Source organism: Pseudorhodoferax aquiterrae (genome assembly GCF_014652235.1).
In the GTDB taxonomy this organism is placed as follows: Bacteria; Pseudomonadota; Gammaproteobacteria; order Burkholderiales; family Burkholderiaceae_C; genus Pseudorhodoferax; species Pseudorhodoferax aquiterrae.
Window position 1 is genome coordinate 19,055 of the sequence record NZ_BMYK01000038.1, and the last position, 24,499, is coordinate 43,553.

At 68.2% G+C, this 24,499-nt stretch carries 24 protein-coding genes and 1 pseudogene; 16 read left to right on the forward strand and 9 right to left on the reverse strand.

Annotation, left to right across the window (positions count from 1 at the left end; genetic code table 11):
* Positions 1–60 precede the first annotated feature (60 nt).
* Entirely contained in the window at positions 61–447 is a 387-nt protein-coding gene (locus IE209_RS30570) for an Hsp20/alpha crystallin family protein (RefSeq protein WP_189690635.1), read from the forward strand.
* 42 nt (positions 448–489) lie between these two features.
* Here IE209_RS30570 and tsaD read toward each other — a convergent pair whose 3' ends face one another.
* Positions 490–1,518: a tRNA (adenosine(37)-N6)-threonylcarbamoyltransferase complex transferase subunit TsaD gene (gene tsaD / locus IE209_RS30575; protein WP_189690636.1), complete on the reverse strand. Its 1,029-nt coding sequence runs from the start codon at positions 1,516–1,518 to the stop codon at positions 490–492.
* A 66-nt stretch (positions 1,519–1,584) separates the two neighbouring features.
* Here tsaD and IE209_RS30580 point away from each other — a divergent pair, with 66 nt between their 5' ends.
* The 8 genes and pseudogenes from IE209_RS30580 to cobA all read left to right on the forward strand — a co-directional run bounded on the left by IE209_RS30580 (position 1,585) and on the right by cobA (position 11,908).
* A complete protein-coding gene (locus IE209_RS30580) occupies positions 1,585–2,802 on the forward strand; it encodes a nitrate regulatory protein (protein WP_189690637.1) in 1,218 nt (405 codons plus the stop codon).
* A gap of 319 nt (positions 2,803–3,121) precedes the next feature.
* Positions 3,122–4,378, forward strand: coding sequence for a CmpA/NrtA family ABC transporter substrate-binding protein (locus tag IE209_RS30585; protein ID WP_189690638.1), 1,257 nt, complete (start codon positions 3,122–3,124; stop codon positions 4,376–4,378).
* A gap of 21 nt (positions 4,379–4,399) precedes the next feature.
* A complete protein-coding gene (ntrB, locus tag IE209_RS30590) occupies positions 4,400–5,323 on the forward strand; it encodes a nitrate ABC transporter permease (RefSeq protein ID WP_189690639.1) in 924 nt (307 codons plus the stop codon).
* Positions 5,320–6,123 carry an ABC transporter ATP-binding protein gene (locus IE209_RS30595; RefSeq protein ID WP_189690640.1) on the forward strand — a complete coding sequence of 268 codons (804 nt, stop codon included), beginning with the start codon at positions 5,320–5,322 and terminating at the stop codon, positions 6,121–6,123. Before ntrB ends, IE209_RS30595 begins: the two co-directional genes overlap by 4 nt.
* A 22-nt stretch (positions 6,124–6,145) precedes the next feature.
* A pseudogene (locus IE209_RS30600) lies at positions 6,146–7,348 on the forward strand (NAD(P)/FAD-dependent oxidoreductase); the annotation flags it as partial.
* 14 nt (positions 7,349–7,362) lie between these two features.
* Positions 7,363–10,140 carry a nitrate reductase gene (locus IE209_RS30605; RefSeq protein WP_189690642.1) on the forward strand — a complete coding sequence of 926 codons (2,778 nt, stop codon included), beginning with the start codon at positions 7,363–7,365 and terminating at the stop codon, positions 10,138–10,140.
* Between the two features lie 74 nt (positions 10,141–10,214).
* The gene (ybiB, locus tag IE209_RS30610; protein ID WP_189690643.1) at positions 10,215–11,123 is read left to right on the forward strand and encodes a DNA-binding protein YbiB; all 909 of its coding nucleotides are present in this window, start codon (positions 10,215–10,217) and stop codon (positions 11,121–11,123) included.
* Entirely contained in the window at positions 11,120–11,908 is a 789-nt protein-coding gene (gene cobA, locus IE209_RS30615; RefSeq protein WP_189690644.1) for a uroporphyrinogen-III C-methyltransferase, read from the forward strand. Before ybiB ends, cobA begins: the two co-directional genes overlap by 4 nt.
* 21 nt (positions 11,909–11,929) lie before the next feature.
* Here cobA and IE209_RS30620 read toward each other — a convergent pair whose 3' ends face one another.
* The 4 genes from IE209_RS30620 to IE209_RS30635 form a co-directional block, all read right to left on the reverse strand.
* The gene (locus tag IE209_RS30620; RefSeq protein WP_189690645.1) at positions 11,930–12,451 is read right to left on the reverse strand and encodes a hypothetical protein; all 522 of its coding nucleotides are present in this window, start codon (positions 12,449–12,451) and stop codon (positions 11,930–11,932) included.
* A 121-nt stretch (positions 12,452–12,572) separates the two neighbouring features.
* The gene (locus IE209_RS30625) at positions 12,573–13,643 is read right to left on the reverse strand and encodes a nucleotidyltransferase domain-containing protein (RefSeq protein WP_189690646.1); all 1,071 of its coding nucleotides are present in this window, start codon (positions 13,641–13,643) and stop codon (positions 12,573–12,575) included.
* Positions 13,640–14,539 carry an HprK-related kinase A gene (locus IE209_RS30630; RefSeq protein ID WP_189690647.1) on the reverse strand — a complete coding sequence of 300 codons (900 nt, stop codon included), beginning with the start codon at positions 14,537–14,539 and terminating at the stop codon, positions 13,640–13,642. Before IE209_RS30630 ends, IE209_RS30625 begins: the two co-directional genes overlap by 4 nt.
* Positions 14,536–14,808, reverse strand: a complete 273-nt coding sequence (locus tag IE209_RS30635; RefSeq protein ID WP_189690648.1) for an HPr-rel-A system PqqD family peptide chaperone — start codon at positions 14,806–14,808, stop codon at positions 14,536–14,538. The genes IE209_RS30630 and IE209_RS30635 overlap by 4 nt, the downstream gene beginning before the upstream one ends.
* 30 nt (positions 14,809–14,838) lie before the next feature.
* Here IE209_RS30635 and IE209_RS30640 point away from each other — a divergent pair, with 30 nt between their 5' ends.
* The 4 genes from IE209_RS30640 to IE209_RS30655 all read left to right on the forward strand — a co-directional run bounded on the left by IE209_RS30640 (position 14,839) and on the right by IE209_RS30655 (position 18,607).
* Positions 14,839–16,050: a BaiN/RdsA family NAD(P)/FAD-dependent oxidoreductase gene (locus tag IE209_RS30640; RefSeq protein WP_189690649.1), complete on the forward strand. Its 1,212-nt coding sequence runs from the start codon at positions 14,839–14,841 to the stop codon at positions 16,048–16,050.
* Between the two features lie 118 nt (positions 16,051–16,168).
* A complete protein-coding gene (gene rpsU / locus IE209_RS30645; RefSeq protein ID WP_007833691.1) occupies positions 16,169–16,381 on the forward strand; it encodes a 30S ribosomal protein S21 in 213 nt (70 codons plus the stop codon).
* An 83-nt stretch (positions 16,382–16,464) separates the two neighbouring features.
* A complete protein-coding gene (locus IE209_RS30650; protein ID WP_189690650.1) occupies positions 16,465–16,923 on the forward strand; it encodes a GatB/YqeY domain-containing protein in 459 nt (152 codons plus the stop codon).
* 85 nt (positions 16,924–17,008) lie between these two features.
* Complete coding sequence (locus IE209_RS30655; protein ID WP_189690651.1) at positions 17,009–18,607, forward strand: DUF6600 domain-containing protein; 1,599 nt, start codon at positions 17,009–17,011, stop codon at positions 18,605–18,607.
* Between the two features lie 4 nt (positions 18,608–18,611).
* On the opposite strand, the gene pmbA is transcribed toward IE209_RS30655, so the two are convergent.
* Positions 18,612–19,982, reverse strand: coding sequence for a metalloprotease PmbA (gene pmbA, locus IE209_RS30660; protein ID WP_189690652.1), 1,371 nt, complete (start codon positions 19,980–19,982; stop codon positions 18,612–18,614).
* Positions 19,983–20,068: 86 nt separating this feature from the next.
* Here pmbA and yjgA point away from each other — a divergent pair, with 86 nt between their 5' ends.
* A complete protein-coding gene (gene yjgA / locus IE209_RS30665; RefSeq protein WP_189690653.1) occupies positions 20,069–20,710 on the forward strand; it encodes a ribosome biogenesis factor YjgA in 642 nt (213 codons plus the stop codon).
* Positions 20,700–21,290, forward strand: coding sequence for a molybdopterin adenylyltransferase (mog, locus tag IE209_RS30670; protein ID WP_189690654.1), 591 nt, complete (start codon positions 20,700–20,702; stop codon positions 21,288–21,290). The genes yjgA and mog overlap by 11 nt, the downstream gene beginning before the upstream one ends.
* A 7-nt stretch (positions 21,291–21,297) precedes the next feature.
* Here the strand turns inward: mog and cysE are convergent, their stop codons facing one another.
* Both cysE and IE209_RS30680 read right to left on the reverse strand, forming a co-directional pair.
* On the reverse strand, positions 21,298–22,086 hold the full coding sequence (cysE, locus tag IE209_RS30675) for a serine O-acetyltransferase (RefSeq protein ID WP_189690655.1): 789 nt from the start codon (positions 22,084–22,086) through the stop codon (positions 21,298–21,300).
* Positions 22,087–22,095: 9 nt separating this feature from the next.
* Positions 22,096–22,833: an RNA methyltransferase gene (locus IE209_RS30680; protein WP_189690656.1), complete on the reverse strand. Its 738-nt coding sequence runs from the start codon at positions 22,831–22,833 to the stop codon at positions 22,096–22,098.
* 87 nt (positions 22,834–22,920) lie between these two features.
* Between IE209_RS30680 and IE209_RS30685 the strand changes: the two genes are divergently transcribed.
* Positions 22,921–23,856 (forward strand): inositol monophosphatase family protein, encoded by a 936-nt coding sequence (locus IE209_RS30685; RefSeq protein WP_189690657.1) that lies wholly within the window; start codon positions 22,921–22,923, stop codon positions 23,854–23,856.
* 6 nt (positions 23,857–23,862) lie between these two features.
* Here IE209_RS30685 and IE209_RS30690 read toward each other — a convergent pair.
* The coding region (locus tag IE209_RS30690) for an HD-GYP domain-containing protein (protein WP_189690658.1) at positions 23,863–24,499 on the reverse strand (637 nt) is incomplete at its 5' end.

Below are 24,499 nucleotides of genomic sequence, written 5' to 3' on the forward strand. Positions count from 1 at the left end.
TGGAGGCATGCGGCGCTCACGGTGAGAGCCGCGGAGTGTAAAGAGATCAGGAGTTCCACCATGTTCTTCGCCCCCGTCATCCGCCAGGCCAGCTACAGCCCCGCACTGCGCACGCTGGACCGCAGCTTCGAGCGCTTCTTCAACGACGTCGCCTACGTGCGCCAAAGCGGCACCAAGGGCCACAGCCTGAGCCAGGACGAGAACAGCTGGACGCTGTCGGTCGACCTGCCCGGCGTGGCCAAGGACCAGCTAAACATCGGCATCGAAGGCGCCGTGGTGCGCATCGAGAGCACCGAGGCTGCAGCACGCAAGGTCAAGGCCGCCTACGAACTTCCGCTGGAGATCGATGCCGCTGCAAGCAGCGCGACGCTGGAGAACGGTGTGCTGACGCTCAAGCTGGCCAAGAAGCTGCCGCAGAGCAACGTGACCCCGTTGGCCATCCAGTAAGCTGCTCCGCGCTCCGCACCCCGCCCGGCGCCGTCTGCTCCCTCAGATCGCGTCGAGCGGCCAGCGCGGCTTCACGTCGAAGGCGTAACGCCTGTCGGCGTGTTGCACGCCGGCCTGCATGCGCATGGCAGCGGCCATGGCGATCATGGCGCCGTTGTCGGTGCACAGCGCCAGCTCCGGGTAATGCACCCGCACCTTCTTCTTCGCGCACGCGGCATCGAGCTGCGCACGCAGTTCCCGGTTCGCCCCCACCCCACCCGCCACGACCAGGCGCTGCAGCCCGCTCTCCTTGAGCGCGGCCAGCGACTTGCGCACCAGCACGTCGACGATGGCGGCCTGCGTGGAAGCCGCCAGGTCGGCACTGCGCTCGGGCAGCGCGTCGCCGAGCTTCCTGGCCTGGGTCAGCACAGCAGTCTTGAGGCCGGCGAACGAGAAATCCAGATCGCCGCTGTGCAGCAGCGGCCGCGGCAGCGCGAAGGCCTTGGCATCGCCCTGCTCGGCCAGGCGCGCCAACGCCGGTCCGCCTGGGTAGCCCAGGCCCAAGAGCTTGGCCGACTTGTCGAAGGCCTCGCCAGCCGCGTCGTCGATGGTCTCGCCCAGCATGGCGTAGCGGCCCACACCGTCCACGCGCATGAGCTGCGTGTGGCCACCGGACACGAGCAGCACCACGAACGGAAACTGCGGCGGATCGGCGCTCATGAAGGGCGACAGCAAATGCCCTTCCAGGTGGTGCACGCCCAGCACGGGTTTGTCGAGCGCCGCCCCCAGCGCGCACGCCACACCTGCGCCGACGAGCAGCGCCCCTGCCAGGCCCGGTCCGCGCGTGTAGGCGACGACATCGACCTCGGCGACACTGCGGCCCGCCTCGCGCAGCACGGTCTCGGCCAGCGGCAACGCACGGCGGATGTGGTCGCGGCTGGCCAGTTCGGGCACCACCCCGCCGTAATCGGCGTGCATGCGCACCTGGCTGTGCAGCGCGTGCGCCAGCAGCCGCGGCAGCTGCGCGCCCTCCGACTGCACCAGCGCCACGCCCGTTTCGTCGCAGGAAGACTCGAATCCCAATACCAGCATGGGGCGCGAGTGTAGTGAGCCCGCGGGCGCGGCACGGTTGTTGCTCTGAATTCCATGGCCACCACGATGAAATCTGGACTGCACTTTTTGATCGCCGCGCGCGAATGCGAGATCGGCGACCTCGAACAGCTCGCGCTCACCGGCGAGCTGGTGGGCTTGATCGGCCAGCTCGTGCATGCGCTGCAGCGCGAGCGCGGGCTGTCCAACCTGCTGCTCGGCTCGCGCGGCACCCGCTTCGCGCAGGCCCGCGAAGATCAGCTGCGCGAATGCGATGCCGCCGCCATGCAGCTGCGCCGGCATTTCGACGCGATGGACACCCAGGGCACCGCGGTGCGCAACGGCGCACGGCTGTTCGGGCGCATCGCCACGGTGCTGCAGGCGCTGGACGGACTGCCCGCGCTGCGCCGCGACATCGCCGCCCTGGCGATCACGCCACAGGCGGCCACGGCCGCCTTCGTGCGGCTCGTGGCCGGCTTGCTGCAAGTGGTGTTCGAGGCCGCCGACAGCGCGACCGATCCGCAGATCTCGCGCGCGCTCGTGGCCTTGTTCAACTTCATGCAGGGCAAGGAGTTCGCCGGCCAGGAACGCGCTTTCGGCGGCGCCTGCTTCGCCGAAGGCCAGATGGAGAGCGGCCGCGCCCAGCAGTGGCTGGAACTCATCGAATCACAGGAGCGGTGCTTTCGCATCGCGCTCGACTTCTCGGATACGGCGGCGCAGGCGGCCTGGCGCACAGCCGTGGACACGCGTACCCAGGCCGAACTCGAACGGCTGCGCCGCATCGGCTGCACGCCACGCGCCGACGGCTTGCTCGACCCGGAACTGGCCCAGGGCTGGTACGACTGCTGCACGCAGCGCATCGACGCCATGCGCGGCGTCGAGGAGCTGCTGGCGGCCCAGCTGCTGCAGCTGTGCGCCTCGCGCATCGCCAAGGCACGCGACGAACTGCGCAACCACGAGGCCATCCGCGATGCGCTGGTGCGTGCGGCCGGAGGCGCCGACACCGGCGAGCCGGCGCCCAGCTACGGGCCGCACCTGGAGCGCTCCATCCTCGACCTCGTGCAGGACCAGGCGCGCCGGCTGCAGCAGATGACCGACGAGCTGGACACCGTGCGTGCCTCGCTCAACGAACGCAAGATCATCGAACGCGCCAAGGGCCTCTTGATGGCCACTCGCAAGCTCAGCGAGGCGGACGCTCACAAGATGCTGCGCCAGACCGCGATGAACCAGAACCGCAAGCTGCTGGACGTGGCGCAGTCGGTGCTGGCGCTCTCCGACTACCTCTGAGATCGAGCTGCTGCGCCGCACAAGTTTTGTGCCGCCCAAGCGCCCATGCACCACGATTGCGCGCTGCCACCCGGCTGAGCAGTCCAGGGTCGGAGCGCCAAGTCATTGATTCACAAAGGTTGCTGCAACCGATCGTGCACCAACTGAAGGTTGGCACGCGAACTGCATAGGCTGAGCCACGATCCCGGCCAAAGGCGGCCAGGGTTTCAGGCTCACCAGCCAACTGGACAACGGCGTCCATTTCTCCGTACCGCGCACGCGCGGTCGAGAAATGGGCGCCGTTTTTGTTTTTCCGCTTCCTTTCATTGCAGGAGCTCGCATGACCCCATCCGCCTTTCCCCGCCCGGCACCGGCACGGCGCGACTTCATCCGCAAAGCCGGCGCCGTGGCAACCACCGCGCTGTTGGGCGACCTGGTCGCGCGCGGCGCCTGGGCCGCGGGCTCCGACGCGCCCGAAAAGAAGGAAGTGAAGATCGGCTTCATCCCGCTGACCGACTGCGCCAGCGTGGTCATGGCCTCGGTGCTGGGCATCGATCAGAAGTACGGCGTGAAGATCATCCCGAGCAAGGAGGCCAGCTGGCCCGGCGTGCGCGACAAGCTGGTCAATGGCGAGCTCGACATGGCCCATGTGCTGTGGGGCCTGGTGTACGGCGTGCACCTGGGCGTCTCCGGCCCCAAGAAGGACATGGCCGTACTCATGAACCTGAACCACAACGGCCAGGCCATCACGCTGTCCAAGAAGCTGGCCGACAAGGGCGCGGTGGACGCCGGCTCACTGGCGCAGCTGATGGCCAAGGACAAGCGCGAATACACCTTCGCCCAGACCTTCCCGACCGGCACGCACGCGATGTGGCTGTACTACTGGCTGGCCTCGGCGGGCATCAACCCGATGAAGGACAGCAAGATCACCACGGTTCCGCCGCCCCAGATGGTGGCCAACATGCGCATCGGCAACATGGATGGCTACTGCGTGGGCGAGCCCTGGGGCCACCGCGCCGTGGCCGACGGCATCGGCATCACCGCCGTCACCACGCAGGACATCTGGAAAGACCACCCCGAGAAGGCACTGGGCACGACGGCCGAGTTCGCGCAGAAGAACCCGAACACCTGCCGCGCCGTGGTCGCCGCCATCCTGGAGGCCAGCATGTGGATCGACGCCAGCCTGTCCAACAAGATGAAGATGGCCGAGACCGTGGCCGACAAGGCCTACGTCAACACCAGCGTGGACGTGATCAACCAGCGCATCCTGGGCCGCTACCAGAACGGCCTGGGCAAGACCTGGGACGACCCGAACTACATGAAGTTCTACAACGACGGCATGGTGGGCATGCCCTACCTCTCGGACGGCATGTGGTTCCTGACCCAGCACAAGCGCTGGGGCCTTCTCAAGGAGCACCCGGACTACCTGGGCGTGGCCAAGCAGATCAACAAGATCGACCTGTACAAGCAGGCCGCCACGGCCGCCAAGGCCGGCATTCCCAAGGACGTGATGCGCACCAGCCGCCTGCTGGACGGCGTGGTCTGGGACGGCAAGGATCCGGCCAAGTACGCCGACGGTTTCAAGGTCAAGGCCTGAGCGCCGCAGAAGGAGCACCCTATGGTTTCCGCTGTCTTCCATGCCCCGCTCGAGGCCGCGCCGCCCGAGCCCCCCGTGCGCGACCTCAAGGTCGTGCCCAAGGCTGCTGCCAACGACGCGGCCCGCACGGCCCCGCCCACCGCCGTGCGCAAGCCGCCGTTCGACTGGCGCGGCCTGTGGCTGCGCGTGCTGCCGCCGCTGGCCGGCCTGGGCCTGCTGGTCGTGCTCTGGGAGATCGTCTCGGTCGCCACCGCCGGCAGCATCCCGACCCCGCGCGACACCTGGGCCCAGGCCGTCGAGGTGTTCAGCGACCCTTTCTATCGCAACGGCCCGAACGACCAGGGCGTGGGCTGGAACGTGCTGTCCTCGCTGCAGCGCGTGGCGCTGGGCTTCGGCCTGGCGGCACTGGTCGGCATCCCCGCCGGCTTCGCGATCGGGCGCTTCACCTTCCTGTCGCGCATGTTCAACCCGCTCATCAGCCTGCTGCGCCCGGTCTCGCCGCTGGCCTGGCTACCGATCGGCCTCCTGGTCTTCAAGGGCGCCAACCCGGCCGCCATCTGGACCATCTTCATCTGCTCGATCTGGCCCATGGTCATCAACACCGCGGTGGGCGTGCAGCGCGTGCCGCAGGACTACATGAACGTGGCCCGCGTGCTGAACCTGTCGGAATGGAAGATCGTCACCAAGATCCTGTTCCCGGCCGTGCTGCCCTACATGCTGACCGGCGTGCGCCTGGCGGTGGGCACGGCCTGGCTCGTGATCGTGGCAGCCGAGATGCTGACCGGCGGCGTGGGCATCGGCTTTTGGGTCTGGGACGAGTGGAACAACCTCAACGTCAAGAACATCATCATCGCCATCTTCGTGATCGGCATCGTCGGCCTGCTGCTGGAGGCCGCACTCGTCAAACTGGCATCGGCATTCACGTTCGAAGAGGTGAAGTCATGAACGATCGGAAGTACATCGAGATCCAGGGCGTCGAGCAGGCCTTCAACACACCGCGTGGTCGGTTCGTCGCTCTCCAGAGCATCGACCTCACGGTGGCCAAGGGCGAGTTCGTCGCGTTGATCGGCCACTCGGGCTGCGGCAAGTCCACGCTCTTGAACCTGATCGCCGGCCTCACGCGGCCGACGCAGGGCACGCTGCTGTGCGCCAACAAGGAGATCGCCGGCCCCGGCCCCGAGCGCGCCGTGGTGTTCCAGAACCACTCGCTGCTGCCGTGGCTGACCTGCTTCGAGAACGTCCACCTGGGCGTGGAGCGCGTGTTCGGCGCCAAGGAGACCAGGGCGCAGCTCAAGCAGCGCACCGAAGCCGCGCTGGCCCTGGTCGGCCTCACCGCCGCCACGCACAAGCGCCCCGGCGAGATCTCCGGCGGCATGAAGCAGCGGGTGGGCATCGCGCGCGCGCTGGCCATGGAGCCCAAGGTGCTGCTCATGGACGAGCCCTTCGGTGCCCTGGATGCGCTGACGCGCGCCAAGCTGCAGGACGAGTTGCTGGCCATCGTGCAGAAGACGGAGAGCACGGTGGTCATGGTCACCCACGACGTGGACGAAGCCGTGCTGCTCTCCGACAAGATCGTGATGCTCACCAACGGCCCGGCCGCCACCATCGGCGAAGTGTTGGCAGTGGATCTGCCCCGCCCGCGCCAGCGCGTGGAGCTGGCTGAGGACCGCAACTACGTCATGTACCGCAAGGCGGTGATCGACTTCCTCTACACCCGCCAGGGCCACGTGGAGAAGGCCGCCTGAGCGGCGCGGCGGGAGCGAACCGGTGAAGAGGATGAAACTCGTGGTGGTCGGCAACGGCATGGCCGGCGTGCGCACGCTGGAAGAGCTGCTCAGGATCGCGCCCGACCTGTACGAGATCACGGTTTTCGGTGCCGAGCCGCACCCCAACTACAACCGCATCATGCTGTCGCCCGTGCTGGCCGGGGAGCAGACGCTCGAAGAGATCGTGCTGAACCCCTGGGAGTGGTACGGCGCCAACGGCATCACGCTGCATGCGGGCAAGAAGGTGGTGGCTGTCGACCGCCGGCGCCGCACCGTGCGTGCCGAGGACGGCACCGAGGCGGCCTACGACCGGCTGCTGCTGGCCACGGGCTCCAACCCGTTCATGCTGCCGTTGCCAGGCAAGGATCTGGAGGGCGTGATCGCTTACCGCGACATCGCCGACACCCAGGCCATGATCGAGGCGGCCCGCACGCACCGGCATGCGGTGGTGATCGGCGGCGGCCTGCTGGGCCTGGAAGCGGCCAACGGCTTGGCGCTGCGTGGCATGCAGGTCAGCGTGCTGCACCACGGCGGATGGCTCATGGAGCGCCAGCTCGACCGCGTCGCCGGCGAACTGCTGTGCAGCGCGCTGGAGCAGCGCGGCCTGCAGTTCCTGCTCCATGCGCACACGGCCGCGCTGCTCGGCAACGAAGCCGGCCGCGTGCGCGCGGTGCGCTTGCAGGACGGCCGCGAAGTGCCAGCGGACGTCGTCGTCATGGCCGTGGGCATCCGCCCCAACATCGCGCTCGCGCAGCAGATGCGCCTGCACTGCGAGCGCGCCATCGTCGTGCACGACACCATGCAGACCGTGACCGATGCGCGCATCTATGCAGTGGGCGAGTGCGCGCAGCACCGCGGCATCGCCTACGGCCTCGTCGCACCGCTGTTCGAGCAGGGCAAGGTGGCGGCCAACCACTTGGCCCACCATGGCATCGGCCGCTACCAGGGCTCGCTGACTTCGACCAAGCTCAAGGTCACGGGCATCGACCTGTTCTCTGCCGGCAGCTTCCAGGGCGGCGAGGGCACGGAGGAGATCGTCCTGAGCGATGCGCTGGGCGGCGTCTACAAGAAGCTCGTGATCCAGGGCGACAAACTGGTCGGCGCCTGCCTGTACGGTGACACGGTGGACGGCAACTGGTACATGCAGCTGCTGCGCGAGGGCCGCAGCGTGCAGGCCATCCGCGACCAGCTCATGTTCGGCGAGCCTGCCGCAACGCCATGACGACCGAGACGCGCTCCACCTGCCCCTACTGCGGCGTCGGCTGCGGCGTGGTCATCGCGTCCCGGGATGGCCAGATCACGGGCGTACGCGGCGATCCGGAACACCCTGCCAACTTCGGCCGCCTGTGCACCAAGGGCTCGACCCTGCACCTGACGGCAACGCCCGAGGTCACGCGCCAGACCCGGCTGCTGCAGCCCATGCAGCGCGCCGCACGCGGCGCAGCCCCGCAGCCCCTCGGTTGGGATGCGGCCCTGGACAGCGCGGCGGCGCGCTTTGCCAGCGTGATCACTGCGCACGGACCGGATGCCGTGGGCTTCTATCTCTCGGGCCAGTTGCTGACCGAGGACTACTACGTCTTCAACAAGCTGGCCAAGGGTCTCATCGGCACCAACAACCTCGACACCAACTCGCGTCTGTGCATGAGCAGCGCCGTGGCCGGCTACAAGCAGACCCTGGGTGCGGACGCGCCGCCGACCTGCTACGACGACCTCCAGCACACCGAATGCCTGTTCATCGTGGGCAGCAACACGGCCTGGGCCCACCCCATCCTGTTCCGACGTATCGAGGACGCCAAGCGCGCCAATCCGGCCCTGCAGATCGTGGTGGTGGACCCCCGCCGCACCGACACCTGCGAGATCGCCGACCTGCACCTGGCCCTGCTGCCCGGCACCGACGTGATGCTCTTCCACGGAATGCTGCACCTGATGCTGCGCGAAGGCTGGACGCAGCCCGCCTACATCGCGGCCCACACCAGTGGCTTCGACGCACTCGCGGCCCTGGTGCGCGAGTGCACGCCCGAGCGCGTCGCTGCGGTCTGCGGCATCGCACAGGACGCGCTGCTGCAGGCCACGCGCCTGTTCGCCACCTCGCCGGCCACGCTGAGCCTGTACTGCATGGGCATGAACCAGTCGTCCAGCGGCACGGCCAAGAACGCGGCGCTCATCAACCTGCACCTGGCCACGGCGCAGATCGGCCGCCACGGCGCGGGCCCGTTCTCGCTGACCGGCCAGCCCAATGCCATGGGCGGGCGCGAGGTGGGCGGGCTGTCCAATCTGCTGCCGGCGCACCGGGACCTGGCCAATGCCGCGCACCGCGCCGAGGTGGCGGCGTTCTGGGGCGTGGAGCAGATCCCGGCCCAGCCGGGGAAGAGCGCCATCGAGATGTTCGAGGCCGCGGCCGACGGCGAGATCCGCGCGCTGTGGATCGCCTGCACGAACCCGGCCCAGTCCATGCCCGACCAGGCCACGGTGCGGCGCGCGCTGCAGCGCGCGGAGTTCGTCGTGGTGCAGGAGGCCTTCGCCGGCACCGCCACCTGCGCCTTCGCCGACCTGCTGCTGCCGGCCACCACCTGGGGCGAGAAGGAAGGCACGGTGACCAACAGCGAGCGGCGCATCTCGCGCGTGCGCGCGGCCGTGCCGCCGTCCGGCATGGCGCGGCACGACTGGCACATCGCGGCCGACTTCGCGTGCCGGCTCGCCGAGCGGCTCGGGCGCGGCGCGGCGCTGTTCCCCTACACAACGCCCGAATCGGTCTGGAACGAGCACCGCGAGACCACGCGCGGCCGCGACCTGGACATCACCGGCATGGACTACGCCATGCTGGAGGCCGCGCCGCAGCAGTGGCCGTTGCCCGCAGGCGCCACGCAGGGCAGGCCGCGCCTGTACGAGGATGGGCGCTTCGCCACGACGGATGGCCGGGCGCGCTTCGTCGCCGCGCCCTACCAGGCCGTGGCCGAACCGCGCGACGATCACTATCCCTTTTCACTGAACACCGGCCGTCTGCGCGACCAATGGCACGGCATGAGCCGCACGGGCACGCTGGGCCGGCTGTTCGGCCATGTGCCCGAACCCGTGGTGCAGATGCATGCGCAGGACATGGCGCGCCACCGCCTGGCCGACGGCGACCTGGTCCATGTGAGCTCGCGGCGCGGCAGCATCGTGGTGCCCGTGGTGGCCAGCGCCGACCTGGGCGCCTCGCAGGCCTTCATCGCCATGCACTGGGGCCCGGAGTACCTGGGCGGGCGCAGCAGCACGGGCATGGCACTGGCCGGCGTGAACGCCCTGACCACGCCGCAGCACTGCCCCGTCTCCAAACAGCCCGAGCTCAAGCACACGGCCGTCAAGATCCTCAAGGCCGAACTGCCGTGGTCGCTGCTGGCCATGGCCTGGCTGCCGGACGGCGAGGCGCTGCAGGCGCGCGCGCAGTTGCGTGCGCTAGCCGACGCCCTGCCCTTCGTGAGCTGCGTGCCATTCGGCGCCACGGGCAACGGCACGGGGCACACCGGCGTGCTGCTGCGCGCTGCTGACCGCGCGGCGCCCGACAGCGCTCTGCTGGCACAGATCGAGCAAGTGCTGGGCCTGTCGGGTCTGGACACGCTGCGCTATGCCGACCCGCGGCGTGGCCAGCGCCGCGCCGTGCGGCTGCAGCGCGATGGCGCAACCGCCCATGTGGTCGGCGTGCTGCTGGCCGGCGACACGCGCGCCGAGGCCTGGCTTCGCGCTTTGCTGCAAGACCGGTTGCCGGCGCAGGATTTCGGCCGCCAGTTGCTGTCGTTCCAGGCCAAGGCACCGGCCGGTGTCCAGTCGCGCGGCAAGATCGTGTGCAGCTGCTTCGGCGTCAGCGAGTCGGCCATCCGCGACAGACTCGGGCAGTGCAGCGGCAGCGGCGCGCAGCGCCTGGCCGCGCTGCAGGGCGCGCTGCAATGCGGCACCAATTGCGGCTCGTGCGTGCCCGAGCTCAAGCGCATGGTGCGCGCCACCGCGGCGCTCGCATGAATGCCCTGCAGCGCGCCGAAGGCATAAGCCGACTCACGATCCGGCATAAGCCCTGCGGGACAATCGCCCCACCCATGGGAAGCATTGCGCACTACATCAAGGAAATCGGCCGCGGCGCACGCGGCGCCAAGCCGCTCGCGCGCGAGCAGGCGGCCGATCTGTTCGGACAGATCCTGGACGGCAGGGTCACCGACCTGGAGGTCGGCGCCTTCTGCCTGGCCATGCGCGTCAAAGGGGAGACCACGCCAGAGATGGCCGGTTTCCTGGACGCCACGCATGCCCGTGTCGCCAAGCTGCCGGCAAGCCATCGCCCTGTGGTCGTGCTGCCCAGCTACAACGGTGCGCGCAAGCTGCCGGTGCTGACGCCGCTGCTGGCGCTGCTGCTTGCGCGCGAAGGTCTGCCAGTGCTGGTGCACGGCAGCGCTACCGAAGGCAGCCGTGTGCTGGCCAGCGAGGTGCTGGCCTTGCTCGACCAACCGGCCTGGACCGGCATCCGTCGGATCGGCGAGGGTGAAGTGGCGGTGGTCGGCACCGAGTTGCTGCATCCTGGGCTCAAGCGCCTGCTCGACGTGCGCCGCGTGGTCGGCCTGCGCAACGCCGGGCACAGCGTGGTCAAGCTCATGCAGCCCGTCGATGGCCCGGCGGTGGTGGTCGGCAGCTACACCCATCCGGCATTCGCCACGGTCATGACCGAGCTGTTCGAACTGCTGGGCATGACGGCCCTGCTCTCGCGCGGCCTGGAAGGCGAAGTCGTCAGCGATCCGCGCCGCACCCCGCAGCTCGACGGCTTCGTGCGCGGCCGCCCGATGACCTTGCAAGCGCAGCAGCCCGGCACGCAGGCCGAGGTGCCCGGGCTGCCGGCGTCGATCGCTGCGGCCGACACAGCGGAGTACACGCGCAGCGTGCTGGCTGGCCGCCTTCCCGTCCCGGCGGCCATCGCCGCCCAGGTCGACCACATCCTCCAGTTGACGTCCCACGCATGAACAAGACCACCACCCCGCCGCTGGGCACCTGCACGCTGGTCGGCGCAGGCCCCGGCGATCCCGAACTGCTCACTCTCAAGGCGGTCAAGGCGATCCAGGCCGCGACCGTCCTGCTGGTCGACGACCTCGTCAACCCCGAGGTGCTGGCCTGGGCCAGGCCGGACGCCCGCATCGTCCACGTGGGCAAGCGCGGCGGCTGCAAGAGCACGCCGCAGGCCTTCATCGAGAAGCTCATGGTCATGGCCGTGCGCGATGGCGAACATGTGGTGCGCCTCAAGGGAGGAGATCCCTTCATCTTCGGCCGCGGCGGCGAGGAGGTGGAACATCTGAGAGCTGCGGGCATTCCCTGCAGCGTTGTGAACGGCATCACTTCTGCACTGGCCGCCGCAAGCTCGCTGGGCGTTCCATTGACCCACCGCGAGCATGCCCGTGGCGTGGTTTTCCTGACAGGACACGCCAAGCCCGGGGCCGAGGAAACCGATTGGGAACAAGCCGGCGCCAGCGCGCGGGCGCTCAAGCTCACCCTGGTGATCTACATGGGCGTACGGGAAGCCGATCGGCTGCAGGCAGGCCTCCTGAAGGGCCTTCCAAGCGCGACGCCGGTGGCCATCGTTCAGGACGCCAGCCGTGCGACACAAACCTACTGCACCGGCCGACTGGACCGGCTCACAGCATTGATCGAGGCAAAAAAAATCGCCAGTCCGGCGATCATTGTGGTGGGTGACGTCGTCCATGGCGTCGCCCAGCTCGCGGCACAGGAGCAGGAGTGCCGCACGGCCTCGTAAGCGAGGCCGCTGCTTCCGGGTCTAGAACCCCGCCAGCAACTGCAGCAGGTTGTCAGCCTTGTCGTAAGGCATGGTTCCGCCACTGGGGCGGATGTAATCCTTGCTGTCCAACACGGCGATGAACATGCCACGGACATCGGTCTGGTTCACGTAGTAGGACGGATCTTTCGACGCATTGAGATATGCAACCGCCGCCCGCTGCGCCAAGAGCTTCGAACCCGAGATCGCTAGAGGACCGCTGTAGCCCTGGAGAATGTCCTTCAACAGCACGTTGTGCCAACGATTGTCCGTCCCGAACAGCTCCTTGAACTTGACCGGGCTGGTCTTGTACTGATCGACGTAGGTCGCAAGGGGTGTCCCGGCGCAAATCGGCTCGTCATTGCCATTCGGCGACATGTTGCCGGAGACTTGACCAGACACAGTACACAAATAAGTGTTGCCCAGCGCCCTTTTGGACAGGAGGGACGACAACACCACGGGAGCGATGGCTGCTCCCTTTGCGAGTCGGCGGCGGCTCACTTCTCCAGGCTTTTGCGTGTTCATTGAAAACTTTCAAGCATTTTGGCGTTGCACAGCAAGCTTCGCGCCAGAAAAATAATTCTTGAGAATCATAGGCTTACACTCTCTCGCTGCGCCCGTTCTTCATTAATGTAAGAAAAATCGACTATCTTGACGGCTCGTCTGCGATGGCCTTGTAGACCAAATGTGGGATCAAACGATGCAAAGGCATGCGAAGCCAGTGCCCCCGAACGTAGAGCGTCGTCCTCACCATTCCAGCACTGCGTGAACTGGTGCTGGCATGGGCTCCCGCAAATGCCGTCATGAACAACCGGTCCATCCAGGCCGACTCCCGCAGCCCGGCGCGGGCGAGATGTTGCCGTAGTTCGGTAGCGAGGGGCGTGCAAAAAACCACATCCAGGTACTTCGCGGCATACAGCAGGGGCTTTTGCAGGTTCAGCTCGAACGCGCGCGCTGCCAGGCGGCTCCCGTCGGCGTCGTCGGCCGCATAGGCACGCATCAGGAGATCCAGGTCGCTGAGATCACGGAGGCCCCCCGTGCTCCATTCCCCCTCGTGGAACAGGTGTGTTGCGGAGTGCAGGATGCGGTCCTGCGGCGCCGGAACGAAGACCTGCGTGAATTGCGGGAGCGGCACCGCGGACGCCAGGATCAAATCGGGGCGGGTTTGGAGGCGGGCCGTCTGCGGCAGGATGTTGTGGTGCACATCGAGGCTGGTGCGCCGGCGCAAGTGGACCATCGGCGGCAGTTCATGCATCCACCTGCGGTAGTACATGTTGTCGTAGCGGCTCACGCCCTCGATCATCCAACCGCCCATGAACAATGCATGCTCGACATCGCCGAGCCGCTCGCGCGGGACCAGAATGTCGATGTCGGCAAACATGCGGCCGGCAGCACTCGGTGCGTCGGCCATGACATAAGCGGCACCTTTCAGCAGGACGGTACGAACGTCCAGCCCTTCCAGTGCTTGCGCAATCTGCCGGACTTCCCAGCGAACTGCGTTCTGCTGGCGCGCCACAATGCTGCGCAGTGCGGAAAAATGCGGCCGGACGCATGGCGGCACGTCCACCCCCGCCGCCTCGGCCAGCACCCCCAGGCGCCCGAGCAGGCCCGTGGCCCTGGCCTGGCGGAGACCGATGTCCCAGTCCGCGTCCGAAAACCGGGCCATCTGCGTCGGAGCGCGCAAGGCAACGATGAGCGGGGATTCCAGCAGCTTCATCGCGTGAGCGCGTCGAAGACCGCCAGTGCCTCGGGCAACTGCGTGTAAGTGAAGTCGTAGCACGCACAGGCATCGATCAGTGCTGCCGCGAGATCGAAGCCCACACTGCCCAGCACCGGGTAATTGAATGCATGGTTGGTCAAATGCATGAAGGCGTCCGCCTTGGGACGGGTGGTCAAGGCGGCCTTCACATCCGGTTGCCACCGGGGAAAGATGACGAAGGCGGCCGTGGCGCGTTGGTGCGCCATGGCGACACTGGGAGACGGCGGCTTGAGATGCGCGACGGTGCCCTTGTGGGTGTCGTAGGCCACCTCGCCCAGCACAGCGTCCACAGAGAGGCGGCGCACGATGTCGATCGACGCATTCTTGAGATTGACCGGCCGTGCCAGCGGCACCAGCAGCCCGTCGTCGCGGTCGATGATGGCCATTTCATCGGACAACAGGCGGTACCCACTGAGCGCAAGCGCCGCAGTCAGCGTGCTCTTGCCGGCGCCAGGGCTACCGGGCAGGATCAAGGCCTTGCCGTTGCGCTCCAACACGGCTGCATGCAGCAGCAGATAGTGGTGTGCATGCCCTGCGATGCACCAGTTGAGCCCCCATTCCAGCAACGCGTAGGCGTGGTTCGCGGGCAATGGCTTGAATGGTTGCACGCCGTCGAAATCGAAACTGACCTGAGGGCGAAAGCGCGCGCGCAGACCGCGGACACGGTCCACCCGCACTGTGTAGTCGCAAAAGCCGCCGTCGCAGACCTGAAAGTCCCCATATAGCCTGCGCAGGCCTTGAAACACCGGCTCGGTGTGCGAGGTGATGCGGAATTTGAAGGGGCCAGTTGCCAGCGCAAGCCCGGTGCGCAGCGCTTCGCGCAATTGGGCATCGGCGAGCTCGGACAACTTCATGCGCCGCGCACCACGATGCCCAGTCTGCGCAGTTCTTCCAGCGCTGCCTGCACGTCGTCCAGGTGCAGGTCGATTCGCTCGGACAGCGCCTGGGCGTCGTCTGGCTGCCCAGCCAGCGCCTGCAGCAGTTGGGCCACCGCCTGTGGTACGCGATGGGTATCGCCCGCTGCACCGTGAAAGACCACGCACTCGCTGTCCCATTGGCGAAACTGAAGTCGAGATTCGACAGCCAAATGCCAACACGGGCCGGCCTCATGGGTGGGGGTCATGGTCGTCACGGCCGGGTAGCATAACTGCGAATGACCTTACCTTCCTTCGATGCCGTGATCATCGGCGCTGGCGCCGCCGGCCTGTTCTGCGCTGGCATCGCGGGCCAGCGCGGCCTGCGGGTCTTGCTGCTGGACCACAGCGCCAAGGTCGCGGAAAAGATCCGCATCTCCGGCGGCGGCCGGGCCAACTTCACGAACCTGGACGTCGGCCCGGGCAACTTCCTGTCCGACAACCCCCATTTCTGCCGCGGCGCTCTCGCACGCTTCACGCCAAAGCAGTTCATCGCCCTACTGCAGCGCGACGCCATCGGCTTCCACGAGAAGCACCGTGGCCAGCTGTTCTGCGACCGCTCGGCCGAAGACTTGATCGACCTGCTGCTGCGCGAATGCGCGGCTGGCTCTGTCACGCGCTGGCAGCCATGTGCCGTGCACGCAGTGCGCACCACCGGCGATGCGCCCGCCCGCTACCTGCTGGCCACCGACCGCGGCGAGGTACGGACCCGCTCCGTGGTGGTCGCGACCGGCGGTCTGTCGATTCCCAAGATCGGCGCCAGCGATTACGGCTACCGGATCGCGCGCCAGTTCGGCCTGCGCCTGGTCGAACAGCGGCCGGCGCTGGTGCCGCTGACCTTCGACGAGCAAGCCTGGGAGCCCTTCGCGCAACTGGCCGGGCTGTCCCTGCCAGTGGACATCGCGACCGGCGAGAAGAAGGCCCGCACCAGTTTTTCCGAAGACCTGCTGTTCACGCACCGCGGCCTCAGCGGGCCCGCCGTGCTGCAGATCTCCGGCTACTGGAAGCCCGGAACGCCGATCGGCATCGACCTGTCGCCCCAGGTCGCACTGCTGCCCACCTTGCAGGACGCCAAGCTCAGCACGCGCCGCCTGCTCGCGAACGTGCTGGGCGAGCACCTGCCCGCGCGCCTGGCCGCCGCCTGGACCGGCGCCGATCCCGGGTGGCAGAGACCGGCCAACGAAACGGCCGACAAGGCGCTCAATGCGCTGGCCAGCAGCCTGCACGGCTGGCAGCTGGTCCCGACCGGCACCGAGGGCTACCGCAAGGCCGAGGTCACAGCCGGCGGCGTGGACACGCGCGACCTGTCGTCGCAGACCATGGAGTCGCGCCAACCCGGGCTGTACTTCATCGGCGAGGTGGTCGATGTGACCGGGTGGCTCGGCGGCTACAACTTCCAATGGGCCTGGTCCAGCGCCTACAGTTGCGCCCAAGCCCTTACAGCCCCATGAATCAGGCTATAATGCCCGGCTAACTCCGGCCTACCCTCAGCGGGCCAATACGCTTTTGAGTTGAGGAAACCCCGGCCACGGCTTTCGATCTTGCCCGGCCATTCAGTCAACGAGATACATGACCACCATCCGCGTTAAAGAAAACGAGCCGTTCGACGTGGCACTGCGCCGCTTCAAGCGCACCATCGAAAAGCTGGGCCTGCTGACCGACCTGCGCGCCCGCGAGTTCTACGAGAAGCCGACGGCCGAACGCAAGCGCAAGAAGGCTGCCGCCGTGAAGCGCCACTACAAGCGCGTGCGCAGCATGCAGCTGCCCAAGAAGCTGTACTGATCCAGCACCCGACCGGCTACCGGTTGAAGGCCCGCCCTGGTGCACCCAGCGCGGGCTTTTTTCATTCACAGGAGGTTTGCACCATGGACAACACCACGACCCTCAAGGACCGCATCACCCAGGACATGAAGGACGCCATGCGTGCCAAGGACGCCGAGCGCCTGGCGACCATCCGCCTGCTGCTGGCCGCCATGAAGCAAAAGGAAGTGGACGAGCGCGTGACGCTGGACGATGCGGCCGTCGTGGCCATCGTCGACAAGCTGATCAAGCAGCGCAAGGACTCCATCGCGGCCTTCCAGCAGGCCGGCCGCCAGGACCTCGCCGACAAGGAAGCCGCCGAACAGCGCGTGCTGCAGGCCTACCTTCCCGAGCGCATGGACGCCGAAGCCGTGCTGGCCGCCGTGCGTACCCTGGTCGCCCGGCTCGAGGCCAAGGGCCCCGGCGACATGGGCCGCGTGATGGCCGCGGCCAAGGCCGAACTGGCTGGCAAGGCCGAGATGGCCCAGGTGTCCGCCGCCGTCAAGCAGGCCTTGGCCGGCTGAACTTTCCAAGGTTTACAGGTCTTTGCACAGCGCAGGCGAACCAAAACGCGCGCTCGCGCGTTCTAAGCTGGAAAGGAGGCCCGCCATGGCCGCAAGGATCTGGAGAATTTGGGCTGCCGCGCTCGCGCTGGTGGCTGCCGTCAGTCTGCCCGCCGGCGCCCAGCAGGACCCGCCCGGCCGCGCAGCCCGCCTCACGCAGTCGGACAGCGGCGTGCAATGGTCCGGACCCGATGGCAGCTGGCGGCCTGGCGATCCGAACTGGCCGTTCACGGCGGGCGACAGCATCCGTGTGGCAGCAGGCAGCCGTGCGGAGCTGCACGCCGGCGCGCACGCCCTGCGTTTGCAGGGTCCCGCCGAGCTGTCCATCGACGCCCTCGACGAGAACGACCTGCGCCTGACGCTACGGCAGGGCGGCCTCAACCTGCGCACCCGCGACATGGCGCCCGATGAGCGCATCGAGGTCAACACGCAGAACCTCGCCCTGCTGGTCGACCGGCCCGGTGAGTTTCGGCTGGATGTGGAACCTGGCAGCACCCGGGTGCTGGCGCGCACGGGCACGGCCACGCTCTACGGCGAGAACGGGCAATCCGCGACGCTCGCGCCTGCCCAGCAGGCCCGCTACGTCGGCCGCGACCTCAGCGCCGTGGCCATCCAGGGGGCTGGAGCGCGCGACGCACTGGACCAATGGGCCGCCGACCGCAACCTCGCCGAAGACCGCTCGCCCAGCGCCCAATACCTGTCGCGCGAAGTGCTGGGTTACCAGGAGCTCGATGCCAACGGCGAATGGGCCACCACGGCCGACTACGGCACGGTGTGGTACCCGCGCACGACCATCGTCGATTGGGCGCCTTACCGGCACGGCCAGTGGCGCTGGGTCGACCCCTGGGGCTGGACCTGGTTCGACGATGCACGCTGGGGTTTCGCCCCGTTCCATTACGGGCGCTGGGTGCGGATCGGCCCCCGTTGGGCCTGGGTGCCCGGGCCGCGCGGACCCAGGCCGTACTACGCCCCCGCGCTCGTCGGCTTCGCCGGCACGCCGGCGCCGCGGCCGCCGGGCTTCGGCCGGCACCGCACGCCGGGCACCGACTGGTTCCCACTGGCGCCAGGCCAACCCTGGCGGCCCGGCTTCGGCGCGGCCCCACGCGACCCGGAGCGCGGCAACCCCGGCCTGCCGCTGCGCAACACCCAGCGCGAGCGCCCGCCGGGGGCCGTCATGGCCACCCCGGCGCCAGGCTTCGCGCCCGGCCGCGCGGGAGACGAACGCCGCGAACGCTGGCAGCGCGAACAGGAATGGCAACAGCAGCAACGCCGCCAGCAGATGCAGGACCAGGGCCGCACGGAGTTCCAGCAGCGCCAGCAGCAGCTCCGCCAGGAACAACAAGTCCGCCAGGAGCAGCAGCAGCGCATGGACCTGGCCCGTCAGCAGCAACAGGCCGCGCAGGAGCAGCAGATGCGCCAGATGCAACAGCTGCGTCAGCAGCAGGAGGCGCAGCAACGCCAGATGCAGGAGCCGCAGCGCCCACAGGGCAACTTCCTGCGCGATCACATGGAGCGGCGCGAACAGCGCGAAATGCGTGAGCAGCGCCAGGACCGGCCGCAGCCTCCGCGTGCCGCACCACCCCAGGAATTGCGGCAGCCGTCCGGTGAACGCGAGCGCGGCGGCCGCTTCGGCAACCGCGATTAGCCGATCAGCTGCCAGCCACCTTCATGCGCTCGACCAGCACCGAGCCCACGGTCTTGGCGCCGTAGTTGTAGGCATCGGCGCCCACGGCGACGATGCCCTGGAACATGTCCTTGAGATTGCCGGCGATGGTGATCTCCTCGACCGGGTGGACGATCCTGCCGTTCTCGACCCAGAAACCGCTGGCCCCGCGCGAATAGTCCCCCGTCACGTAGTTCACGCCCTGGCCCATGAGTTCGGTCACGAACAGGCCGCGGCCCAGTTTGCGCAGCATGGCATCGAGGTCGTCGCCGGGGTGGGTCAGGCGCGACTGCAGCACCAGGTTGTGCGAACCGCCGGCATTGCCGGTCGTGCGCATGCCCAGTTTGCGCGCCGAATAGGTCGACAGGAAATAGCCCTGCACGCGCCCTGCGTCCACGACCTTGCGTGCCGCCACGCGCACGCCCTCTTCGTCGAACGGCGAGCTGCCCTTGCCGCGCAGCACGAAGGGGTCTTCGAGCAGGTCGATGTGCTCGGGAAACACCGCCTTGCCCAGCGCATCGAGCAGGAAACTGCTGCGCCGGTACAGCGCGCCACCGCTGACAGCCTGCACGAAGCCTCCCACCAGCCCGGCCGCCAGCGGCGACTCGAACAGCACCGGGCATTCCACCGTCTTGATCTTGCGCGCCTTCAGGCGCGACAAGGCACGCTCGGCGGCGTAGCGCCCCACGGCCTCGGGCGAGGCCAGCTCCTCGGCATTGCGCATCGAGCTGTACCAGGCGTCGCGCTGCATTTGCGCGCCACGGCCCGCGATGGGCGCGACCGAGATCGAATGGCGCGAACTCGCGTAGCCGCCGCGAAAGCCCGAACTGTGGCCCGTGAAGAAGTGCGATTGCTGGGCCGAGACGCCCGCGCCCTCGCTGTTGGTGATGCGCTTGTCGGTCGCGAAGGCGGCGGCCTCGCAGCGCAGCGCCAGTGTGGCCGCCCCTTCGGAGTCGACGTCCCAGGGATGGAACAGGTCGAGGTCGGGCTGTTCGGTCGCCATGTCCTGCGGATCGGGCAGACCGGCTGCCGGGTCCTCGGCCGTGAATCGCGCGATGTCGAACGCAGCCTGCACGGTCTGGCGGATGGCCGCAGGCGAGAAGTCCGAGGTGCTGGCATTGCCGCGGCGCTTGCCGGCATAGACCGTCACGCCCAGCGACTTGTCGCGGTTGCGCTCCACGTTCTCAAGCTCGCCCTTGCGCACCGAAACCGACAGGCCACAGCCCTCCGAAGCCTCGGCACCGGCATCGGTGGCGCCGATCTTCTTGGCATGGGCCAGGGCCTGCTCCACGAGTTCCTGGAAAAACGGACGGCTGTAGCTGAAGCCGGCCGCGGCAGCTTGGGAAGATGCATTCATGTTGCCGGCTATGATACCGGCCGCACCGGCTTGGCCCGGCCGCCCGGGCAGCATCCCTGCCCCCACCCTTCCCCACCGTTTTCCCGATGTCGCGCAAACCCAAAAAAGGCTATTTCGTGCGGGGCCAGTTCGTCGCCGAAGGCAGCGCGCTGGACCTGGAGCTCAAGGCCGAACTCAAAGGCACGGACGGTGCCAGCCGCACCGACATGAAGCGCGAGAGCGACGCGCTGCAGGAGCTGGGCGAAGAACTGCTGACCCTGCGCGCCGACCGGCTGGCACAGCTGGGCCTGCCCGACAAGCTGACCGACGCCCTGGCCGAGTTGCGCCGCATCACCAACTTCGAAGGCCGGCGCCGTCAGGCGCAGTTCGTTGGCAAGCTCATGCGCAAGCTCGACGACGACACCGTGGACCAGGCCCGCGCGGCCCTGGCCGAGCAGCGCCGCGGCCCGGCGCGCGAGGCGGCACTGCTGCACCACACCGAACAATGGCGCACCGTGCTGCTGGAGGACGACGAGGCCCTGGCGCGCTGGATGACGCAATACCCCGCGACCGACGCCCAGCAGCTGCGCGCGCTGGTGCGCCAGGCCCGCAAGGATGCCGTGCCCGAGAAGCCCGGCCTGGCGCCGCGCCACGGCCGCGCTTACCGCGAGATCTTCCAATTGCTGCGCGAGCAGCTGAACCAGACGGACGAGGCCGCACCCCAGGAGGAGGAAGACGATGGCGCATGAACCCGCACGCATCGGCCTGGTCTCCATCAGCGACCGCGCCTCCGCCGGCGTCTACGAGGACAAGGGTCTGCCCGCGCTGCGCGACTGGCTGGCCCGCGCGCTGCAGAACCCGCTGACGTTCGACGAGCGCCTGATCCCGGACGAGCAGGCCGGCATCAGCGCCACGCTCATCGAACTGGTCGAGGCCGGCTGCAGCCTCGTGCTGACCACCGGCGGCACCGGCCCCGCGCCGCGCGACGTGACGCCCGAGGCCACACTGGCCGTGGCCGAAAAGGAGCTGCCGGGCTTCGGCGAGCAGATGCGCCAGATCGGTCTGCGCTTCGTGCCCACCTCCATCCTGTCGCGCCAGGTCGCCGTGGTGCGCGGGCGCTGCCTGATCGTCAACCTGCCCGGCCAGCCCAAGGCGATCCAGGAGACGCTGGAAGGCTTGAAGAACGCCGAGGGCCAGCAACTGGTGCCCGGCATCTTCGCCGCCGTGCCCTACTGCATCGACCTGATCGGCGGCCCCTACCTGCAAACGCACGACGCAGTCTGCGCCGCGTTCCGGCCCAAGTCGGCGCGGCGCCCGCCGGCCGGCTGAGCGCGGCCTACTTGCCGATCAGCTGCGCAAGCTTCTCGGCCTCGAAGCACTCGGCGCGCGCCGCATCCTGCGGCACGCAGTCGCCCTGCGCATTGCCGAAGGAACGCTGACGCGACAGCTGCTCGACGGCCTTCCAGAGCAGCGCGATCTGGTGGTCCTGCGCTGCCGTGCTGTCGATCAGGCCGCGCATCGCCTGGCTCAGCGGATCGTCCTCGGGCGTGACGCCGTAGGCCGAGAAGCGCGGCGTGGACATGGCCGCGTCGCCTGCGTTCTCGCCCTTGGGCATGATGATGCGCGCCGGGATGCCCACAGCGGTGGCGCCGGCCGGCACCGGCTTGATGACCACCGCGTTCGAGCCGATCTTGGCGCCGTCGCCCACGACGAAACCGCCCAGCACCTTGGCACCGGCGCTGACCACCACGTCGCGGCCCAGCGTGGGATGGCGCTTGGTGCCCTTGTAGAGCGAGGTGCCGCCCAGGGTCACGCCCTGGTAGATCGTGCAGCCGTCGCCGATCTCGGCCGTCTCGCCGACCACCACCCCCATGGCGTGGTCGAAGAACACGCGTTCGCCGATCTTGGCGCCCGGATGGATCTCGATGCCCGTGAGCCAGCGCGAAAACTGCGAGATGGCCCGGCCCAGCCACTTGAAGCCGTGGTTCCAGCACCAGTGCGCGCGCCGGTGCAGGATCAGCGCATGGATGCCCGGGTAACAGGTCAGCACCTCCCAGGCACTGCGCGCGGCGGGGTCGCGCTCGAGGATGCAGCGGATGTCGGTGCGCAGTCGGGCGAAAAACATCGGGCGAGTCTAGCGATTTGCCCGTTCCGCTGCTTTGAGCATGGCCTTGGCGATGCCGCGCAGGATGTGGATCTCCTCGGCGCTGGGCTGGGCGCGGTTGAACAGCTGGTTCAGCCGCGGCATCAGCTTCTTGGGCGCGGCCGGATCCAGGTAGTCGAGCGCGATCAGGGCCTCGCGCCAGTGCTCCAGCATGCCGCCGAGCTGGCGCGCATCGGCCGGTTGGTGCTCGGCCGTGTTCGATTGCACCGCGTAGCCGCCCAGGGCCTGGCGCCATTCGTAGGCCACGACCTGGATCGCCGCGCCCAGGTTCAGGGAGCCGAACTGCGGATTCGTGGGAATGCTCATGGCCACGTTGCAGCGGTAGACATCCTCGTTGGCCATGCCGAAGCGCTCGGAGCCGAACAAAAAGGCAACGCCGCCGGGGCGCGCAGTGCCAGGGGCCAGCAGCGTCTCGAAGTGCGGCCGCGGCGCGCGCGTGGGCGGGCCGAAGTCGCGCGCAACCATGGCCGTGGCGCACAGATGGTCCATGCCGTCCAGCGCCTCGTCCAGCGTCTCGACGATGCGGGCCTTCTCCAGCACGTCGAGCGCGCCGCTCGCGCGCTGGATGGTTTCCTGGCGTCGCAGCACGTTGGGCCAGCGCGGCGCGACCAGCACCAGGTCGTCGAAGCCCATGACCTTCATGGCGCGCGCGGCGGCGCCCACGTTGCCGGCATGGCTGGTGCGGATCAGGACAAAACGGGTGCGCATGGCAGGGATGGCGAGAGCATCGGTAAAATCCCGCGATTCTCGCCGGCCTGATCGCAGACCGCCCCGCCCCGCTCCTCCTCACAAACCATGTCGTTCAACCAGCACCCCATGCTCAATGTGGCCGTCAAGGCCGCACGCGCCGCCGGCGCCATCATCAACCGCGCCGCGCTCGACGTCGAGGCCGTGCGCGTCTCGCAGAAGCAGGTGAACGACTTCGTGACCGAGGTCGACCAGGCCGCGGAGGCCGCGATCATCCAGACGCTGCTGGAGGCCTACCCGGGCCACGGCATCCTGGCGGAAGAATCGGGCTCCGAGCATGGTGCCAAGGACTCCGAATTCGTCTGGATCATCGATCCGCTGGACGGCACCACCAACTTCATCCACGGCTTCCCGTTCTACTGCGTCAGCATCGCGCTGGCCGTCAAGGGCCGCATCGAGCAGGCCGTGGTCTACGACCCCACGCGCAACGACCTGTTCACGGCCACGCGCGGCCGCGGCGCCTACCTGAACGACCGCCGCATCCGCGTCTCGCGCCGCACGCGGCTGGGCGAGTGCCTGATCTCCACGGGCTTCCCGTTCCGCCCGGGCGACAACTTCAAGGAATACATGGCCATGATGGGCGACGTGATGCAGCGCACGGCCGGCATCCGCCGCCCCGGCGCCGCGGCGCTGGACCTGGCCTACGTGGCGGCCGGCTACACCGACGGCTTCTTCGAAAAGGGCTTGTCGCCCTGGGATGCGGCCGCGGGCTCGCTGCTCGTGACCGAGGCCGGCGGTCTGATCGGCAACCTGTCGGGCGAGGCCGACTTCCTGGACCAGAAGGAATGCCTGGCCGCCAACCCGAAGATCTATGGCCTGTTGATCGGACTGGTCGGCAAGTACAGCAAGTTCGCAAGCGCCGGCGAGAAGGCCGGCGTGCGCCAGAAGCTCACGCTGTCGGACAGCGCGAGCACCGACGACAAGGCCGACGGCAGCACCGACATGCCGGACGGCGATGCCGCGGACGACAAGGGCGCTGCCTGAGCCTGGTCAGTCCTCGTCGCGGTGCGTCACCGCGATCTGGCGGAAATCCTCCGCCACAGCCAGGAAGGCATCGACCACATCGGGGTCGAAATGCTTGCCCCGGCCTTCCACGACGATGCGCACGGCCTCCTCGTGCGGGAAGGCCGGCTTGTAGACGCGCTTGCTGATCAGCGCATCGTAGACATCGGCCAGCGCCATGAGCCGTGCCGACAGCGGGATCGCCTCGCCCGCCAGCGCCTGCGGATAGCCCGAGCCGTCCCACTTCTCCTGGTGCGACAGCGCGATCTCCTTGGCCAGCGACAGGAAGTCCACCTTCATGCCCAGGCGCTGTTCCGCCTCGGCGATGGCCGTATGGCCCAGCGTGGTGTGGGTCTTCATGATCTCGAATTCCTCGGCCGTGAGCTTGCCTGGCTTGAGCAGGATCTCGTCGGGAATGCCGACCTTGCCGATGTCGTGCAGCGGCGCGGACTTGTACAGCAGCTCGATGGTGCGCTCGCTCAGCTGGCCCGAGAAGCGCGGGTGGTCCTTGAGCTGCTCGGCCAGCCGGCGCACGTACAGCTGGGTGCGCCGGATGTGCGCGCCGGTCTCGTTGTCGCGCGTCTCCGCGAGCGAGGCCATGGCCATGATGGTCACGTCCTGGATC